Below are 19,711 nucleotides of genomic sequence, written 5' to 3' on the forward strand. Positions count from 1 at the left end.
CTTTAGTTAAAGCAGATTTGAATCCTGTATCAGTTACTGCCAATGGGGATGATGGCAATGTTCCTGCAAATACTCTGGATGGTAATTTTAATACTCGATGGTCATCAAACGGATATACAGGTAAATACATAACCTATGATCTAGGTTCTCCAAAAGATGTTTCTAGTCTTAAGATAGCATGGTATAAGGGAAATCAAAGAAAAGCGTTTTTCAAAATTAGAGTAGGAAATTCTACTTCAAGTTTAGTGACAGTTTTTGATGCAAAAAGAACTGGAAGTAGTGGTAACACTACTAATTTGGAAGAGTACAGTTTTAATACTGTAAATGTTCGTTACGTTAGGATTTCTTGTTTCGGTAATTCCTCAAGTTCTTGGAATAGTATTACAGAAACACGTATTGTAGGATCCGGAGGTACTATAGATCCACCACCGCCACCAGGAGGAGGAACAGCAAATGCGATTATCGGAAATGGATGGAAACTTAATGGTTTTAGTGGAAACCTAAATGTGGGAAGTAATGATAATGGGTTAGATTATGAAGATAATGCGAGCAAGTCTGAAAGTCACTTCTTTTTCGAAAAAAACGGATATGCAGCCTTTAGATGTTATCCTGGTAATCCAACTTCTGGAGGATCTTCGAACCCAAGATCTGAGTTAAGAGAAGTTATTAATGGAGGCGATAATTACTGGAATGGTAACACCAATACTGAACATTCTATGAAATGGCGATTTAGAATTGAAGATTTACCACCTTCTGGTAAACTAGCTTTTGGCCAGATTCATGAAAGAGATGATTTTTATGATGATGTTATTAGAGTCCAAGTACAAGGTGATGCTGGACAAAATTCAGGATCTATAGACTTAAGAATATTAGGATACGTTACAGAAGAGATAGAAGGAAGTGGTAGAACTATAAATTTTAATATGCAAATGGATACTGAATACTATTTTGAATTAACTATGCGAAATGGTGTCGTTAGATTATACAACTTGAATAATAATGGTAATAGAGTTGAAGAGCTATTCGAATCCGTTGATATTGGTAATGCTAATGAAAATTATTTCAAGGCAGGATGTTATCTGCAGTCGACTAAGAGTAGCCATGAAAACTCTAATGTTTATGGTCAGGTGTTAATTAGGGATCTAGAGGTATCTCCTGATAATTAATTCTATAATTATAACTATCAAATAAAAAATAAAATCGCCTAAAATGCTTTAGGCGATTTTTTCTTATAAGTGTTTTTTTAATTAGAGTTGCTTTAATTTATAACTTGAAGATACTATTGAATCTGAGGTCGCATCATAGGTTTCTAGGATTAGATTTTTTGATTCATCAAAATGACCTAAGCTATTATTATTTCCTCCAAAATTAACCAGATAATAACCGTTAGAAAGAGGTCTGGCTTTTAGCATTTTTTCTCCATTTTCATCTATAATAGTAAAAATAAATCCTGAGCCATTAGGAATACTACTATAGAGTTTTTCTGAAGATGTTTTTCCTGCATTTTTTATAGATACTTCTTGTGGAGAATAAACAGCCGTTCTATTTGTATCTTCATCTTCTTCATCTGGATTTAATTGTAATTCACTTTTTTTCGTAATAATCTGTTGCTCAGTAATAATTTTTTCTTCTCCGTTAGCACCTTTTATTCTTATGGTTTTTGTGACAGTCTCTTCCGATGAATTTTCTTTGGGTTTTGTTTCTGCAGTCTTTTCTTCAGATTGAGCATGTCCAATAAAAACAGAAAATAAAAATGCCAATGACACTATTTTAGTATATACTTTCATAGGTTTGCTTATTTAGGATTATAAAAATACAAAAAGATACATAATATTCATTTTCTTGTGTGTTTTTGTAAGTAAATATTTTACCAAAATCTATTTCAATAGTATTTGTATTCTATATACGAATACTTATTATCTTTGCACTCTTAAAAATTCGAATAAATATATATTTGTTCCTATATAACTATACATATGAAAGCAGGAATAGTTGGATTGCCTAACGTAGGAAAATCAACACTTTTTAATTGTTTGTCTAATGCAAAAGCACAAAGTGCTAATTTCCCTTTTTGTACAATTGAACCAAATATAGGTGTTGTAAATGTGCCAGATCCTAGATTGGAAAAACTTGAGGAACTTGTAAGTCCAGAACGCGTTATACCAGCTACTGTAGAAATTGTAGATATTGCGGGATTAGTAAAAGGAGCAAGTAAAGGTGAAGGTTTAGGGAATCAGTTTTTAGGAAATATTAGAGAAACAGATGCTATTATTCATGTACTTCGTTGTTTTGATAATGATAACATTGTGCATGTAGATGGTTCTATAGACCCTATTCGAGATAAGGAGACTATAGATATAGAATTACAGCTAAAGGATTTAGAAACTTTAGAGAAGAAATTAGATAAAATTAAACGTGCTGCAAAAACCGGTAACAAAGAAGCTCAGAAAGAAGAAGCAGTGCTTTTAATGTTGAAAGAAGGACTTGAAGCCGGAACATCTGTAAGAGCGGTAGATGTTTCAGAAGATGATCATTTGGCTTATGTAAAACCATTACAGTTCATTACCGATAAGCCAGTTTTATATGTTTGTAATGTAGATGAGGGAGCGGCTGTTGAAGGGAATGATCATGTAAAAAGAGTAAAAGAAAAGGTAGCTTCTGAAAATGCAGAAGTTATTATACTTGCGGTAGGAACTGAAGCAGATATTACCGAACTTGAGGATTATGAAGAAAGACAGATGTTTCTTCAAGATATGGGGTTAGAAGAWCCAGGATCGTCTGTATTAATTCGAGCGGCCTATAAATTACTTAACCAGCAAACATATTTTACAGCAGGAGTCAAAGAGGTGAGAGCTTGGACAATTCCAATTGGAGCTACTGCTCCTCAGGCAGCTGGAGTGATACATACAGATTTTGAAAAAGGATTTATACGTGCCGAAGTCATTAAATATGATGATTATGTTTCTTATGGTAGTGAAGCTAAAGTGAAAGAAGCAGGAAAATTAGGCATAGAAGGAAAGGGATATGTTGTAAATGATGGAGATGTGATGCATTTCTTATTCAATGTTTAAATTAAAATATACTTTATTTAAATAAGGAAAACCTCTTAGACTTTCTAAGAGGTTTTTTTTATTGGGCATCGTAATTCTACAGCATTCTGCTCAAATCTTAACAACTATTGATTTTAATTTTGTCTAATGCAAAAATCTAAACAAATTTCTATTGGGGTAGTACTAGCTATTGTTGGGGTCATACTTTTTTCAGCAAAAGCAGTAATGGTAAAAATGGCATATAAGTATCATATTAGTTCAGAACATCTACTGCTGTTTAGAATGTCTTTTTCTGTACCAGTTTACTTTGCCATTGCTATGCTTACAAAACCAGCTAATCCAGAAGCAATAAAGAAATCAGATTATCTATGGATTTTATTTTTTGGTTTCGTAGGGTATTATTTAGCAAGCTATTTTGATTTTTTAGGATTACAATATATTAAAGCAGGATTAGAACGTATTATTTTATTCGTTTATCCAACCTTAGTATTGATCATTTCTAGAATCTTTTTGAAAAAAAGAATAACTAAAAAACAATTAATAGCTATTTGTATCACATATGTTGGAGTCGTAATTACATTTTGGCAAGAACTTCAATTAGATACACCAAATCTAATTTCAGGTGTTTCTTTGATTTTTTTAAGCGCTTTAACCTATGCTATTTATTTGGTTGGGAGTGGATGGTTGATTCCTAAATTTGGTGTTGTCGTATTTACTTCCTATGCTATGATTGTGTCATCTCTTTGTATAATTATTCAATACATACTTTTGGATAGAGGCGATCTCACTAATTACGCTCCAGAAGTATATGTTTTAGGAATTTTAATGGCATTTTTTGCCACTATTGTACCTTCCTATTTGATATCTTCAGCTATAGCTCGATTAGGCGCTTCAAATGTTGCTATTATTGGCAGTTTAGGACCTGTTTCAACAATTTTACTCGCTTTTTTTATTTTAGATGAAAATCTATCAACCTTACAAATTATTGGAGCTGGTATTGTAATTTTTGGGATTTACATTACTACAAAAAAAAGTAAAAAATCTCAATGATTATCGGTTTCTTTGTGATCTAAAAATTATAAAATGTTAGACTTTCTACTTTTTTTAGTAAATTAACGTAGAAGATAAGTTGTTTCAAGATACGGAGTATTAAGGTGTCTCTAAGCAATAATTCATCAAAAACTAACTAATTTTGAAGGGGAAATCATTATTTAAATTTGTTATATGGATTATTCCATTATTCTTGTGTGGTCAACAGGAGCCCAGATTTCCTATTAATGATAGTTTACAGTATTTAATAGATACTTCTAATAATCTGACTTTCGAATACAAGGTCAAAGAATCACTTGAATATGCTATCAAAGCAGCTAATTATGCTCATGAATTAGATAATGATCACTATAAGTCTGAAGCTTATTATCTCATGGCGTACAACTATCAAACGTTGGTAGATTATAAAAATGCAGAACTATATTTTAGAAAGTCTCTTAAGTATGCTGAAAAAGCAAAGGACTCGTTATTGATTTTATGGAATAACAATGGTTTGGGAAATGTATATTCTGATGAATATAAGGATTTAGAAGCATCTTTAGTCTACTATAATAAAGCTACCGAATTAGGAAAGCAATTGAATAATTCTAAAGAATATATGACTCCGATCATCAATTTAGCATGGACGTATATTGAAGCAAACGAATTAGATAAAGCAATTCCGTATCTTGAAGAAGCTAATAAGTTAGTTGTCGAAAATAAAGATATAGAGGGATTTTGTGAAGTATATTACCTAAAAGGAAGGCTTGCACTAGGTGAGGATAATCTTGAGGAAGCGGAAGGTTTTTTTAGTGAATCTTTGAGGATAGCAGAAAGACATAATATGTTATTGGAATTATCTTATATCTATGAAGCTAGAGCCGAAATGTATGAGAAAAAAGGGGAGTTGGGAAATGCTTATAAAGATATCAAGCGTTATCAAGAGTATAAGGATAAAGTATATAATAAAGAAAAACTAAAACAAATTGAAATCGCTCGAGTAAGCTTTAATGTAGATGAATATGAAAGAGAAATTGAATTAGCAAAGACTGAAAGGGAATACCAGATGAAAATGGCTAAAAACAATAGAATTATTAATATAATTTCTATTGCTGGATTGACCTTTTTCTTTGGAGCAGCGTTCTTCTTCTATATTAGTTATAGATCTAAGAAAAAACTAAGTGATGTTTTAAAAGATAAAAATAGTCAACTTGTTGAAGCTAAAGCTGAAGCAGAGAAACTTACGCAGGTAAAGTCACAATTTATATCTACAGTTAGTCACGAATTAAGAACACCTCTTTATGGAGTGGTAGGAATAACGTCACTATTATTAGAAGATAAAGATGTCTTAGATAAACATAAGCAATTATTAGGCTCTTTAAAGTTTTCAGGGGATTATCTCTTAAACTTAATTAATAATGTACTTCAAATTAGTAAAATAGAATCTAATAAGGTGAAATTGGCTAAAACGCCAACCAATTTATTCAAATTATCACAAAACTTATTAAATTCATTTGAATATCAGGCAAAWAGTAAAGGCAATGAGCTTGTTCTAGAAGTACCTAATGAACTTCCAGAGTCTTTAAATGTGGATTCCCTTAGATTATCTGAAATTTTAATCAATCTTATTGGAAACGCTTCAAAGTTTACAGAAAAAGGAAAGATTTGGCTTCGAATTATATTACTAGATAAAGATAAAGACACTATTCGCATTCGATATGAAGTAGAAGATAGTGGTGTTGGAATACCAGATGATAAGAAGGATTTTGTATTCGAAAAATTTTCACAAGTGGATCGAGAATCTAATAATGTAGAAGGCACTGGTCTTGGGTTATCTATTGTGAAAAATCTATTGGAAATGATGGATAGCAATGTTTATTTAGAGAGTAATGAAGGTAGAGGAACAAAGTTTTATTTTGACCTTACTTTAGAAGTTTTAGAAGAAGGAGAAGAACTTTCCAATAATGAAAGGAATAATGGGAAAACAAATGTATATAGAAGAATACTAGTGGCTGAGGATAATAAAATTAATCAGATAGTCACCAAAAATCTATTGAGTTTAATTGGTTACGATTGTACGATAGTGGAGAATGGTTTTAATGCCATACAGATGGTAAAGAAAGAGGATTTTGATTTGATATTAATGGATCTCAATATGCCTTACCTGAATGGTAGCGAAGCAACAAAAAGAATTAGGGAGTTTGATAAAACAACACCTATAATAGCTTTGACAGCTGCGGAACTTGGTGAGGTAAAAGATGATTGTTTAGAAATAGGGATGAATGATATTATTAATAAACCTTTGAACAAAAATGACTTAAAAGATATCATTTCCAAAAATTTGTTACCATAGCAAGAATACCTATTTTAAAAATAAAAAAAACGCCAGAAAATTTTCTGGCGTTTTGCTTTTATTAATTAGTTCCTTCAGAAACTTTTTCTTTTCTATTTTTTACATATTTTTCCAGCCATTGATCTTGTTCCCATAAGAGGTGTAATATAGATTCTTTAGCCCTATAACCATGACTTTCTTTTGGAAGCATAATTAACCTTGCTGTAGCTCCTAAACCTTTTAAAGCATTAAAATAACGTTCACTTTGTAAAGGATATGTACCTGAATTATTATCAGCTTTTCCATGGATTAATAATAATGGAGTTTTCATTTTATCAGCATGCATAAAAGGAGACATAGTATTATACACTTCTGGTGCTTCCCAATAACTTCTTTCTTCACTCTGGAATCCAAAAGGAGTAAGCGTTCTATTGTATGCTCCACTTCTGGCAATACCTGCTGCAAAAAGATTAGAGTGCGATAATAAATTTGCGGTCATAAACGCACCGTAGGAGTGTCCACCTACAGCTACACGATTTCTATCAATAAGGCCTAAATTATCAACTGCATCTATTGCTGCTTTTGCATTTGCTACTAATTGCTTTCTAAAAGAGTCGTTTGGTTCTTCATCACCTTCTCCAACAATAGGGAAAGAAGCATCATCCAAAACAACATAGCCTCTTGTAACCCAATAAATCATAGAGCCCCAAAATGGATATGTAAATTCATTTGGATTAGACGTAGATTGCGAAGCACTCTTTTTGTCTTTAAATTCTTCTGGATATGCCCATAGAATCATTGGTAACTTTTCCTTTTTGGTTTTATCATATCCAACCGGTAAATATAAAGTACCTGATAACTCTAATCCATCATCTCTTTTATATTTAATCACTTCTTTATGTACACCTTGTAGTGCAGCAAAAGGATTGGCAAAGTTGGTAATTTGCTTTAATTTATTTTTTCCGTTAATATTACGGATATAGAAGTTAGGATACTCACTTGGTGATTCTATACCAACAAGGAAATCTCCTTTGTTAAGGTTAGTCGCAAAATAAATATTCTCTACTTTATCCGTATAAGTCGATTTATAAACTCTTTTTGTAGCGTTACTTTTTAGGTTTAATTTATCTATGAAAGGAAATTGACCTTCTTTGCTAAACCCATCTCCCATAAGGTATACATTACCCTTTGTAATATCCACTACAGAGCGGCCAAATTCATTTCTAGAAGTCACAAAATTTCCTGGATCATTATAACGATCTTGATAATTTCTATCATGTATGATTTGTGGTTTTATAGAAGATTTATTTGGATTAAAAACATAGGTTTTTGTATTTCTCGTATTCCACCAATAATCATAAGCGAACGCCGTGTTTTCGTCATTACTCCATTGTATACCACTGTAGCGGTTAATAGTTTTTAAAATAGACTTCGGTTTTGCTGTAAATGGGGCATCTTGTTCAAAAACTTCGTCTCTATATGCTACTTTAATTTCAGGATCTCCTTTATCTAAAGCTTCTGCCCATATTAACGTTGCAGGTTTATCAGCTCTCCAGCTCATAGATCTTTTTCCTACTCTAGTTGCCATAAAACCTTTTGGTCTTACTTCGTCGATTGGAATCTCATTTACCACCTTAAAAGGCTCACCAGAGCTTTTGTAAATAGTCGTTTTTTGAGGAAAACGGTAAAACGGAACTAAATAAGAAAATGGTTTTTCTATTTCAGTAACCATCACATAGTTACCATCCGGAGAAAAAGAGTAATTTCTTATCATGCCAGTTGTAGACCATGATGTTTTTGTGCCATCTAGATTTACCTTAGCTATTTCTGAAGTTGCTAATTGTTCAAAGTTATACTCATCATTTGGATTTTTTAATAAATCCTGATATGTTCTGTTTTGAGCTTTTGTTCCTTCACTAACTGAGATGGTAGGACCCGTTGGGACTGCTTCATTAACGTTAATCAATGGTTTTTTCTCTTTAGATAAAAACTTTACCAATAAAGCAGAATTGTCTTTGAACCATCTAAATGGAGATCCCATATTAGCATTCAATGTTGCATCTGTTAACTTTTTTGCTTTATTAGTTTTAATATCCACTAACCATAACTCTACGCCTTCTAGAGTAGTGTGAGTAAAAGCAACTTTAGTTTGGTCAGGAGACCAAGAAATATTTGATAATCTTAAGCTTTGTGGAAGTCCACTAACTTGTATAGGTTCACCGTCTATTTTCTTTAATTTGATATTATTAAAATAGTTGGCACGACTAGAGATATTTGTTTTAGGATTGATTCTTAATCCTGCTAATCTCATTTCTTTTTCTGATAATTCTGCAATTGTTTTATATCCATCACGATATAAAAAGATAAGTTGTTCTCCTTTTTCATCAATTCGAATGGAAGGAGCAAGTGGAACATCCACTAAATCTAAAATTTCTTTAACAGGTTTTTGATATCCCAAATTTTCCTGGGCATATAGTACTGAACCCATAAACAGTACAATAAAAAATGATTTGATGAATTTCATAAGTTTTCAATGTTTGTATAATATCCCAAAAGTATCATTATTTAAAGTTAAATACTGTTAACTGTAAATAATTATATGAGTTTTCTTCCCCGAATTTATAAATTTAGGACAAAATCTATCGTTTCCCGGATCACTGTTTTAGGAGCTTCTTTGTGCGGAGTATGACCAATTTCAGGAATGATGAGTGGTTTAGATATTCCCCTTGTTTTTTCAACAATACTTGTCACTTGATCCAAAGTCCCGTATTCATCTTTTTCTCCTTGAATGATCAATGACGGACATTGAATGTTACTCAAATAGTTTTCTATATTCCAATCCAAAAACATGGGAGAAAGCCAAGTCTCTGTCCACATTGTAAAAACAGCTTCAGTATTAGCACTATGATATTTAGTAAGTTTTTCCTTTAGGTTTGTCATTTTGTAGGCTATTTTCGCCTCTCGAATTCCATCTAAGGTTTCTTTTTCTACAAAAACATGAGCTCCTTCTGTGATAACACCTAATATTTTTTCAGGGTATAGAGAGGCTGCTAACAATCCAATACTTCCACCATCACTATGTCCAAAAAGAATTACCTTTTCCAGTTCTAGTTGATTGATTAAAAGATTTAGGGTATCCGCCTCTTTTTTTAAATAGTTTTTGTCTCGTGTAGTTTCAGAAAAACTAGCTGATTTCCCATATCCTTGTCGATCATAGGAAAGAACATTATAATCTGTGCCAGCTTTTATTTTTTCAGGAAAATCCCTCCAAAGTTCTATGCAACCCAAAGAGTCGTGCAAGAATAAAATTGTAGGTTTTGAATTGTTAAATGTTTTAGGGTTGCAAGAAAGTCGTAAACGATGTTCGTTAAGAAATATGTCCAAAAGTTCAGTATATAATTAAAAGACCTTAAAGTAAACCTATAAGGTATTGATTAGAAACATTTTTTGATTTAGAGGAAGCCTCCTCCTTCAGTATTTAATCTCCATTATAGAGTAAATAATGATCAAAAATAGGTTAAAGTCTATACAAATTATATATTTTGCACGATCAAAGTTGCAACACTATATAATTTTTTGCGTCTACCATAATAAATATTTTGAATACATGAAAAAGATACTAGCCACACTATCCTTAAGTTTGTTATTATTAGGATGTGGATCAGTCAATCAATCCAATGATTTAGCTACAAAAGCTCCAATAACTACAAAAGTTGATCTTACAGGAGTAACAGATGATAAAGTTCCTGTGGTAATTAATCCTGGACGTTTTACACAAGATACTGTACATTATTTTTTACCTAAAGTGGTGCAAGGAACCTATGCCGTTAGTGATTTTGGAAAATTTGTAGATGGGTTTAGGGCTTTAGATTATAATGGAGCTGAACTTTCGATAAACAAAGTAGACGATAATACTTGGAAAATTCCGAATGCTAAGCAATTAGATAAAATCGTGTATTTAGTAAATGATACGTTCGATATCGAAAATACTGGTGTAGGTACGCCATTTTCACCATCAGGAACGAATATAGCATCTGATAATTTTGTTTTGAACCTGCATGGGTTTATTGGTTATTTTGATGTATTGAAGGATAATCAATATACGATAGAAGTTAAAGCTCCATCTGATATGCAAAGAACTTCTGCCTTACCTAGTGCAGGAAAAGAAATAAGCGAAGATGGATCTGTCACAACTGATAAATACTTTGCAACGAGATATTTTGATGTTACTGATAATCCAATGATGTATGGAAAATTGGATGTTGAGGAGTTTGAAGTAGGAGGTATAAAGATTGTTTTAAGTGTATATTCTCCTAATAAAACATATTCAGCCGCTGGTATTAAGGAAACTGTTTATAAGATGATGGAAGCACAGAAAAAATATTTAGGAGATATTGATAGTACTCCTAGATATGATATTTATTTGTATTTAGCTTCGCAATCTCAGACAGCCCCAACTGGTTTTGGAGCATTAGAGCATCATACATCCACCGTAGTAGTTTTACCAGAAGCTATTCCTGAAGAGGCATTGGCATCTGCTATGACTGATGTGGTTTCTCATGAGTTTTTTCATATCGTAACTCCACTAAGCGTACATTCTGAAGATGTACACTATTTTGATTATAACAATCCAACATTCTCTAAGCATTTATGGATGTATGAAGGGATTACCGAATATTTTGCAAGCGTTTTTCAAGTAAATCAAGGTTTGGTTACCGAGGAAGAGTTTTATACTAAAATGATGGGGAAAATAGAATCAGCAAGTCTTTTTGATGATACGATGAGTTTCACTAAAATGAGTGAAAATATCTTGAATGAACCCTATGCTAAAAATTATGCTAATGTATATGAGAAAGGTGCTTTAATCGGTATGTGCATCGATATATTATTAAGAGAAGAAAGCGATGGTAATCGTGGAGTTTTGTCATTAATGAAAGAGTTGTCTTTAAAATACGGTAAGAATAAACCTTTTGAAGATAATACCATCATAGAAGAAATAGTTGCTATGACGTATCCTTCAATAGAAAAGTTTTTGGCAACACATGTTGTTGGAGAAACTCCTATTGATTATAATGAATTCTTTAGTAAAGTAGGTCTTTCTATGGGAGTTAAAAATATTGAAACAGATTATGTGCGAAATGGAAATACTATTATCGTAGGAGGAGATCAAGATAAAGGTACTATCTTTTTTACGGAAGATGTTGCCGATAATAGTTTTTGGGCGGATAATGGAATTAAACCTTTTGATGTTATAAAAGAAGTTAATGGTACTGAAGTAACATTGATAAATGCTAATTCAGTATTGCAAGGAACATTACAGTGGAAAGAAGGAGATGATGTAGAGATAAAACTTGATAGAGGAGGAGAAGAAGTTTTCTTAAAGACAAAATTAACTAAGTCATATACCAAAGGTAAAGCATTGAGTAGTATAGAAAAACCTACAGAAGCACAAGTGAAACTTAGAGATGCTTGGTTGAAAGGGTAATGATATAGAATAAAAAACGGGTCTTAACTGACCCGTTTTTTATGTTTTTAATGTTCGCTTACTACTAAGAAAAACCGTCTACGCCAGCAGTCAAACGATCTCTTTTTACTTTCATCTTTTGTCTCATCCATTCTGGGTATTCTGAGTCATCTTCAGCGTCATAAATTTTTATTTCTTGAGTATCATCAGCTTGTAAAAGATCATCTTGTCTGCATTTCAATATTTTTGCAGCTGTTTCAACACCAGAATAACCAGCTCCTGCAACACCATGTGAGAGTACACTAGCACCGCATAAGTATAAATTTTCTATTTCGCTTTTAGCTTTATAAGCAAATGGACCTATTTGCCAAAAACTTTTTTCAGTTCCATATACACACCCATTGGTTGAATTGATATAGTATTCATTCGTAATGGGGGTACCTAGTTCTTTCTGTACAATATGATTTTGAACTCCAGGAATTACAGTTTCTAATGTACGAATCATCTTTTCTGTTAGTTTGGTTTTGAAATCCAAATATGCGCTAGAACGTTGGAGATCTTCATTTTTAAACTCCTGAAATGATTGATGATTAATATAGGTAATAGCTTCAATAGTATGATACCTTCCATCAAAGCTAATAGGATCTTTTAGGGTTGTACAGCTAATAAACATTCCTGGAAATGTATCTCCTTCTAAAATATTTACTTTTTGCGTCTCTTCAAATAAAGCATCTAGATCCTCATGCTGCATTAACCAAATATTACCAGAGTCTAATCCCGCTTTACGAACATCCATATCTACCGTTAGAAAAAGCATTAGAGAAGTACAGGAATATTTAGTTTTGCCCAGACGTTTATTTAGTTTTTTGCTAATATTTTCTTTCCCAATTAAATCAAGAAATGTTTTTCCTGGATCAGCATTAGAAATTATGCGCTTCGCTAAAATCTTTTCACCGCTCTTTAGTTGTACTCCAACGGCCTTTTTTTTCTTAGTGCCTTCGAGTAAAATTTGAGTTACTTTTTGACTTGTGCGTATTTCTCCTTTATGTTTTTTTAAAGCTTTTGTCATTGCTTTTACCATAGCTCCACCACCTCCAACAGGATAATAACCACCACTAGAATAGTGTCCCATTACAGCCGCATGTAGAGGGAAACTCGCTTTGGAAGGAGGTAAACCATGATCGCCTATCTGAATATTAAGAACAGCTTTAAGTAAAGGGCTTTTGATATGTTTTTTGATTACCTTTCGTAAGCTAAAAACACTATACTTCCCCATATTCTTAGTCCTAAAAGGTATGGTGACATGTTGCCAAAATCCTTTTACTTTAGGAATTAGTTGAAGTTCATAACTAACATCACTTACTAATTTTAAATAAGAAGCAATACCTTTTTTTTCTTCGGGAAATTTTTCTGATAATACTTTTTGTATGTTTTCATAACCAGCAGGCATGTCAATACGATGATCCCCAATCCAACAATGTTCGTAGGCTTTTGGATTCATTCTAAAAAATGATATATCATTAGCAATACCTAATCCCTCATACAATGTACTAGTGGATTCACCCTTATTTAGAAGTCCGACATAATGTACTCCTGGAGTAAATCGGTATCCATTCAAATAAAAACTATGACACCATCCTCCAGGAACATCATGTTGTTCCAGAACCAAAACTTTTTGGCCTGAGCGAGCTAAACAGATTGCAGAAGCCAAACCACCAGCTCCTGAACCAATTATTATTGTATCATATTGTTTAGGTTCAATCTCTGTAGAAGCCTTAATTTCATCATCTGTTTCAATAGAATTTACCACCTTTTGTTTTAGTTTAATTGTCTAGCATTTTGTGTTAAAGGTATTGTTTTTTGAATTAGTATAGAATTAAAATATGGAGTATAAGATTCATTCTTAAACAATCAATACATGTTTTCTTTGTAACGATTATGATTCGCTAGAATCTTCTACAAATTCTTTTAATCTGTCAAATACTGATCCCCAACCGTTCATAAAGCCCATTTTTTCTTGTTGTAGGCAATATTCTTCTGTAGGATGCACTACATTAAACACGAAGTTTGTCTTTTCACCATCTTCTTCAAATAAAGCTTGTAACTCAACTCCTTCTGTCATTGGTTTAAAATCTGCAGAAGAAATTATCTTTTTTAAAGTGATGATTTCCTTATAAACACCCTCAGAAATAAATTCATTACCATCTGGCATCTGCATAGCGTACTTCCAAGTACCACCAGTTTCAAAATTATGCTCAATAACTTTTGTTTTCATCCCCTTTGGTCCCCACCATTGGGCAATGTGTTCAGAATTTGTCCAGGCTTCCCAAACCAATTTCACAGGAGCATTAAAAGTTCTTTTGAGAGATAGTGTGCGTTTGGTTAAATCATTCATTGTTTTTGGTTTTAGATTGTAGTTTATATAAATAGTCTTCGAAAGAATCTAATTTTTCTTCCCATAAATTTTTGTATTGATCTATCCACAGGAAAGCGGGTAGGAGATTTTGTGGTTGAATAAGACAATAACGCTCCCTGCCTTTTTGGTTGATAGAAATTATTCCGCATTCTTCTAGGATTTTAAGATGTTTTGAAATGGCAGGACGACTAATATCAAATTTTTCTGCAATAGCATTAACAGATAAGGTCTGATTGGCTAGAATAGAAATAATATCTCTTCTAACAGGATCTGCTATAGCTTGAAAAACATCTCTTCTCATTCTAAATGTAACTGTTCGGTTACAAATATAATAGTAACCGATCAGTTACGCAATATTTTTTTTAAATTTATTATTAAAAAACAAAGTATAGATATTTCTTATTGTAATGTTGTTTAAAAATATAGAAAACCTATTGATGATGGTTTAGTAATTGGTTAAATTTGGATATCATACTTTAAAACTCAATAACATTATGGATAATTCTCACAATTCAGGTGATATCAGTAAATGCCCTTTTATGGGAGGAAGTCAGAAGGAAAGCGCTGGCGCAGGAACATCAAATAGAGATTGGTGGCCTAACGAATTAAAGCTAAATATTCTTCGTCAAAATGGAGTAAAATCCAATCCGATGGGAGAAGATTTTGACTATGCGGAAGCTTTTAAAAGTATTAATTATGAAGAACTCAAAGCCGATATTGTCGCTTTGATGACAGATTCTCAAGATTGGTGGCCTGCAGATTATGGTCATTATGGAGGTTTTATGATACGTATGGCATGGCACAGTGCAGGTACGTATCGAGTTGGTGATGGTAGAGGAGGAGCAGGTTCCGGAAGTCAACGTTTCGCTCCCTTAAATAGCTGGCCCGATAATGGTAATTTGGATAAAGCCCGCTTATTACTTTGGCCGATAAAAAAGAAATATGGAAATAAAATTTCTTGGGCTGATTTAATGATTCTTGCAGGTAATTGTGCCATCGAATCTATGGGACTGAAAACTTTTGGATTTGCAGGAGGTAGAGAAGATATATGGGAGCCAGAGCAGGATATTTATTGGGGAGATGAAACAGAATGGTTAGCGAATAAAGAACGTTTTGCTGATGGAGATCTTGAAGGGTATCTTGGTGCTGCTCATATGGGATTGATCTATGTGAATCCAGAAGGACCTAATGGTTCATCAAATCCATTAGAAACTGCCAAACTTATGAGAGAAACGTTTGGTAGAATGGCAATGAATGATGAAGAAACTGTAGCATTAACAGCAGGTGGTCACACCTTTGGAAAAGCTCATGGTGCTGCAGATCCAGATAAATATGTTGGGGCAGAACCACATGGAGCTGCAATTGAAGAAATGAGTACTGGTTGGAAAAACTCTTATGGAACTGGTGTTTTAGATGATGCAATTACTAGTGGTTTAGAAGGAGCTTGGACACCTAATCCAGATAAGTGGGATCATGATTATTTTAAAGTATTATTAGATTATGACTGGGAATTAACAACAAGTCCTGCTGGAGCTAATCAATGGACTCCAACAGCAGATTCGGGAGCACCAACTGCGCCAACTGCTGGAGACCCTTCTAAAAGACAGGCATTGATGATGACTGATGCAGATATGGCTTTAAAAATAGATCCAGATTACTTAGAAATTTCTAAACGTTTTCGTGATAATCCAGCCGAATTAGAAGATGCGTTCACTAGAGCATGGTATAAATTAACACATAGGGATATGGGACCAATATCTCGTTATTTAGGTCCAGAAGTTCCAAAAGAAGAGTTAATATGGCAAGATCCTATCCCAGCAGGAACACCACTTAGTGATTCAGATATTACAAATCTTAAAAAGATGATCTCTGTTTCTGGATTAACGGTATCACAATTGATTTCAACAGCGTGGGCATCAGCTTCTACTTTTAGAGGTTCTGATAAAAGAGGTGGCGCTAATGGAGGACGTTTACGTCTAGAGCCTCAAAAGAATTGGGAAGTAAATAATCCAACCGAATTAGCAAAAGTATTAGATGTATATGAAGCTATTCAAAAAGACTTCTCTGGAGATGTATCTATAGCAGATTTGATCGTGCTTGGAGGTAACGTCGGTGTTGAATTAGCAGCTAAAAATGCAGGATTTGATGTAGCCGTTTCTTTTACTAGTGGTAGAGGAGATGCTACTCAGGAACAAACTGACACCTATTCATTTGGACACTTAGAACCGTTAGCTGATGGTTTTCGAAATTATCTAAGAGGTGATTTAAAGCTTTCAGCTGAGGAATTATTAGTAGATCGTGCACAACTATTAACTCTTTCAATTCCGGAATTAACGGTACTTGTAGGAGGATTGAGAGTGTTAGGAACTAATTATAATGGTTCTCATCATGGTGTGTTTACAGATAACGTTGGTGCTTTAACCAATGATTTCTTTAAAAATATTTTAGATTTTACTTATACATGGAAACCTACGTCTAAAGATGATACCTTATTTGAAGGTAGTAATCGCAGTACTGGGAATGTGAAGTTTACAGGTACTAGAGCAGATCTTATTTTCGGCTCAAATACCGAGTTAAGAGCAATTGCAGAGGTATATGCTTCTGATGATGCTAATGAAAAATTTGTACAGGATTTTGTATCTGCTTGGGTAAAAGTTATGAACCTTGATAGATTCGATCTTGCATAAAATGAAATAGAAAAATTAATACTTGAAAAAGGTGATCTTAACTAAAGATCACCTTTTTTATTTGTAGCTACTAATTCTCTATGGGGCTAAAAATTACGGCATTATTTAGCACGTGTTTTTAGAGGAGTTAAAATATTGTCGGTAATTTTCTTTCTAGCATCTCTGTGAGTTCTCATATCATGTAACATAGCATCGTAGTTTTTTTCGAATAATTCAAGTTGTTCGATGATAGTAGTAGGGTTGTAGCTTATGTTTACAGGTACCTGTTCTGCAGAAAAAACTCGGTTAGACAATAGTGCCCACCAATTCTCACGTGCAATTTCAATTTTCATTAATCCGATAATTTCTTTTAATCTTTTGAATTTCCCTGGTTTACCATATAAAAGTTCTTTTTTCTTTAAAATCTCGGTATCATATGTAACATGTATTTCTAAGGCGTTTGAAGTTAAAACTTTAGGTATTGAAATGTTTGTGGTCAATTCCTTACCATTATAGGTCCAATGTTTTTCTTGTTTTGTATCGCTATAAGTGTAAGTTTCACCATTTACTTGAACTTTAATAGGAGGAAAACTTACAGGCAACATGATTTCGTAACTTCTAGATGTTACCATTTTATTGTAACTTCCCTTTACTGGGGCAATAGTAATTGTTTTACTATTTGCCACTTCTTTCTGTTTTAATGTTGTTATTGTAAATGCTCCTTCTTTATAATTATCATTATCACCTTGATCTTCATATAGATCAAAAGATCCCTTATCTCCTGGATAAACTTTAAGTAAGAGATGATCTGGTAATTCCTGTAGATTTGTGATTTTGGGATACATTGGGATTATTGATCCTTCTTTTATGAACAATGGTAACTCTTTTAGCATATAGTTATTGTTAATTACTTGGCTACCTTTATATTTTTCCCCCGTTGACCACTCAAACCAATTTCCTTCGGGAAGCCATACTTTTTGATTTGCAATTAAATCCTCTCCAACTGGTTCTGCTACAGGAGAAAATAACATTTGGTCACCATACATATATTGATATTTAAATGTATATGCATTTTCTTCTTTAGCATAATCATAATACATCGGTCGGCAAATGGAAAGTCCTTCATCATAGGCTTTTCTTGCCATAGTGTATGTATAAGGAGCTAATGCATATCGAAGATGAATGAGTTCTCTCATATGATCAAATTCATTCGGGAACATCCAAAATCTACGTTCTATAGTTGATATTTTGGCACTATGCGTTCTGAGAATTGGGCTAAAAATTCCAAACTGTAACCAACGTGCATATAACTCTGCATCTTTATCAAAGTCTCCAGATGCGTGTCCACCAATATCATGACTCCAGTATCCATATCCTACATTAGAAGCGGTATGTGTAAAATAAGATTGATATTTTAGAGATTTCCATGAGATTTTATAATCTCCAGAAAAACCAATTTGGTATCGATGATTTCCCAGTCCTCCCCAGCGATGAAATAATAATGGTCTCGAACCAGTTCGCTTTGCCATACTTGAGAAAAAAGTGTAGTTGAGCCACCAGGTATTGTTTAAACCATTAATTACTTTGCTTTCTGGATATTGCTGCCAATCTAGCCACCAAAAATCCACACCCCATTCTTCATAAGGGTGAAGCAGCACATCGAAATAGGTCTGAGCCCATTTTTTATCAGCCATACGATAAGGAATCCATTCTTTATTAGAAGTGTCAAATCCATAACTCTTAGCAAAATCTTCATATTGAGATTCGAGTGAAGCAACACCAGAAGCAGGATGTAAGTTTAAAGCAGTTTTTAGTTTTTCCTGATCTGTCCAGGCCATAAACTTTTCTGGCTCTGGGAATAATGCCTTGTTCCAAGTATATCCAGTCCATCCTAATAATTCTCCAAAAGGGTCTTTTTGAGGGTTTTTGATATTCTTTAATCCTCCATGAGTCAAATGCCAATCCATATCAATGATTAAAACGTCAATCGGAATGTCATATCGCCTAAAATCATTTACTAAAGATTTTAATTCAGGGTCAGAATACGCCCAATATCTAGACCACCAATACCCAAATGCATAACGTGGAGGTAGTGGTATTTTTCCTGAAATTAGAGTATAATCAGCAAGAGCTTTTTTGTATTGTAAGCCATAACCCAAAAAATACCAGTCTTGTTCAGAGGTAGATTTCGTTTCAGATACCCAGTTCCAATCTGAATTATCAAAACGGAAACTTTTGGTATCATCAATTACATACCATCCGTTTTTGGATAAAATCCCTTCTTCTAATGGGATAGGTTTACCATCCCAGGTTTTAGCACCATCATACCCATCAAGTGTTCGGGTTGTTCCTAATAGATTTTCATTGTTTTTAGTGCCTGGTGTCCAGATGGTTTTATTTCCTTCGACTTGTATAGCAACTTGTAGATTATCTTTTGAAAATTTACCACTTCCTTTTTTGTACCGAAGTTCTAATTCATCGGTTTTTATGACCAACCATCCATCATCATTCGATGTATCAAACGTTGGAACTACAGTATTACGATTTGTAATAATAAAAGAAGCTCTATTATCAAATTTCTTTTCATTATTCCATTCCATACGTATTACTCTAGGGTTTAGTACAGTAAATCTGGCATTATCAACAAGAACTATAGCTTTAGAATTTGCTTCTGGGTTTTGAAATGCAAATGTTTCGACTTTTAGAATTATTACTAAAAAGATGAATAGTGATATTTTTTTTAACATAGTAAGG

Annotated in this window: 13 protein-coding genes; 6 read left to right on the forward strand and 7 right to left on the reverse strand. The window is 33.3% G+C overall.

What is annotated here, in order from left to right; genetic code table 11:
• A partial coding sequence (locus GBO31_RS17030; protein WP_219009579.1) for a polysaccharide lyase family 7 protein occupies positions 1 to 1,166 on the forward strand: 1,166 nt, incomplete at its 5' end.
• Between the two features lie 81 nt (positions 1,167 to 1,247).
• Here GBO31_RS17030 and GBO31_RS17035 read toward each other — a convergent pair.
• The gene (locus tag GBO31_RS17035; protein WP_219009581.1) at positions 1,248 to 1,787 is read right to left on the reverse strand and encodes a hypothetical protein; all 540 of its coding nucleotides are present in this window, start codon (positions 1,785 to 1,787) and stop codon (positions 1,248 to 1,250) included.
• Between the two features lie 189 nt (positions 1,788 to 1,976).
• Here GBO31_RS17035 and ychF point away from each other — a divergent pair, with 189 nt between their 5' ends.
• The 3 genes from ychF (at position 1,977) to GBO31_RS17050 (ending at position 6,432) form a co-directional block, all read left to right on the forward strand.
• Complete coding sequence (ychF, locus tag GBO31_RS17040; protein WP_219009586.1) at positions 1,977 to 3,071, forward strand: redox-regulated ATPase YchF; 1,095 nt, start codon at positions 1,977 to 1,979, stop codon at positions 3,069 to 3,071.
• Between the two features lie 126 nt (positions 3,072 to 3,197).
• Positions 3,198 to 4,100: a DMT family transporter gene (locus GBO31_RS17045; RefSeq protein ID WP_219009588.1), complete on the forward strand. Its 903-nt coding sequence runs from the start codon at positions 3,198 to 3,200 to the stop codon at positions 4,098 to 4,100.
• 142 nt (positions 4,101 to 4,242) lie between these two features.
• On the forward strand, positions 4,243 to 6,432 hold the full coding sequence (locus GBO31_RS17050) for a tetratricopeptide repeat-containing hybrid sensor histidine kinase/response regulator (protein ID WP_219009590.1): 2,190 nt from the start codon (positions 4,243 to 4,245) through the stop codon (positions 6,430 to 6,432).
• 61 nt (positions 6,433 to 6,493) lie between these two features.
• Here GBO31_RS17050 and GBO31_RS17055 read toward each other — a convergent pair whose 3' ends face one another.
• Positions 6,494 to 8,935: an alpha/beta hydrolase family protein gene (locus tag GBO31_RS17055; protein WP_219009592.1), complete on the reverse strand. Its 2,442-nt coding sequence runs from the start codon at positions 8,933 to 8,935 to the stop codon at positions 6,494 to 6,496.
• 95 nt (positions 8,936 to 9,030) lie between these two features.
• Positions 9,031 to 9,789: an alpha/beta fold hydrolase gene (locus GBO31_RS17060; RefSeq protein WP_219009647.1), complete on the reverse strand. Its 759-nt coding sequence runs from the start codon at positions 9,787 to 9,789 to the stop codon at positions 9,031 to 9,033.
• A 229-nt stretch (positions 9,790 to 10,018) separates the two neighbouring features.
• Here GBO31_RS17060 and GBO31_RS17065 point away from each other — a divergent pair, with 229 nt between their 5' ends.
• Complete coding sequence (locus GBO31_RS17065; protein WP_219009594.1) at positions 10,019 to 11,896, forward strand: peptidase M61; 1,878 nt, start codon at positions 10,019 to 10,021, stop codon at positions 11,894 to 11,896.
• A gap of 64 nt (positions 11,897 to 11,960) precedes the next feature.
• Here the strand turns inward: GBO31_RS17065 and GBO31_RS17070 are convergent, their stop codons facing one another.
• The 3 genes from GBO31_RS17070 to GBO31_RS17080 all read right to left on the reverse strand — a co-directional run bounded on the left by GBO31_RS17070 (position 11,961) and on the right by GBO31_RS17080 (position 14,592).
• Positions 11,961 to 13,685, reverse strand: a complete 1,725-nt coding sequence (locus tag GBO31_RS17070; RefSeq protein ID WP_343211319.1) for a phytoene desaturase family protein — start codon at positions 13,683 to 13,685, stop codon at positions 11,961 to 11,963.
• A gap of 126 nt (positions 13,686 to 13,811) precedes the next feature.
• Positions 13,812 to 14,270, reverse strand: coding sequence for an SRPBCC domain-containing protein (locus tag GBO31_RS17075; protein WP_219009595.1), 459 nt, complete (start codon positions 14,268 to 14,270; stop codon positions 13,812 to 13,814).
• Positions 14,263 to 14,592 (reverse strand): ArsR/SmtB family transcription factor, encoded by a 330-nt coding sequence (locus GBO31_RS17080; RefSeq protein WP_219009596.1) that lies wholly within the window; start codon positions 14,590 to 14,592, stop codon positions 14,263 to 14,265. Before GBO31_RS17080 ends, GBO31_RS17075 begins: the two co-directional genes overlap by 8 nt.
• A 193-nt stretch (positions 14,593 to 14,785) precedes the next feature.
• On the opposite strand from GBO31_RS17080, the gene katG reads away from it, so the two are divergent.
• The gene (gene katG / locus GBO31_RS17085) at positions 14,786 to 16,978 is read left to right on the forward strand and encodes a catalase/peroxidase HPI (protein ID WP_219009597.1); all 2,193 of its coding nucleotides are present in this window, start codon (positions 14,786 to 14,788) and stop codon (positions 16,976 to 16,978) included.
• A gap of 101 nt (positions 16,979 to 17,079) precedes the next feature.
• On the opposite strand, the gene GBO31_RS17090 is transcribed toward katG, so the two are convergent.
• Complete coding sequence (locus GBO31_RS17090) at positions 17,080 to 19,704, reverse strand: glycoside hydrolase family 31 protein (RefSeq protein ID WP_219009598.1); 2,625 nt, start codon at positions 19,702 to 19,704, stop codon at positions 17,080 to 17,082.
• Between the last annotated feature and the right edge of the window lie 7 nt (positions 19,705 to 19,711).

Source organism: Aquimarina litoralis (genome assembly GCF_019295435.1).
In the GTDB taxonomy this organism is placed as follows: domain Bacteria; phylum Bacteroidota; class Bacteroidia; order Flavobacteriales; family Flavobacteriaceae; genus Aquimarina; species Aquimarina litoralis_A.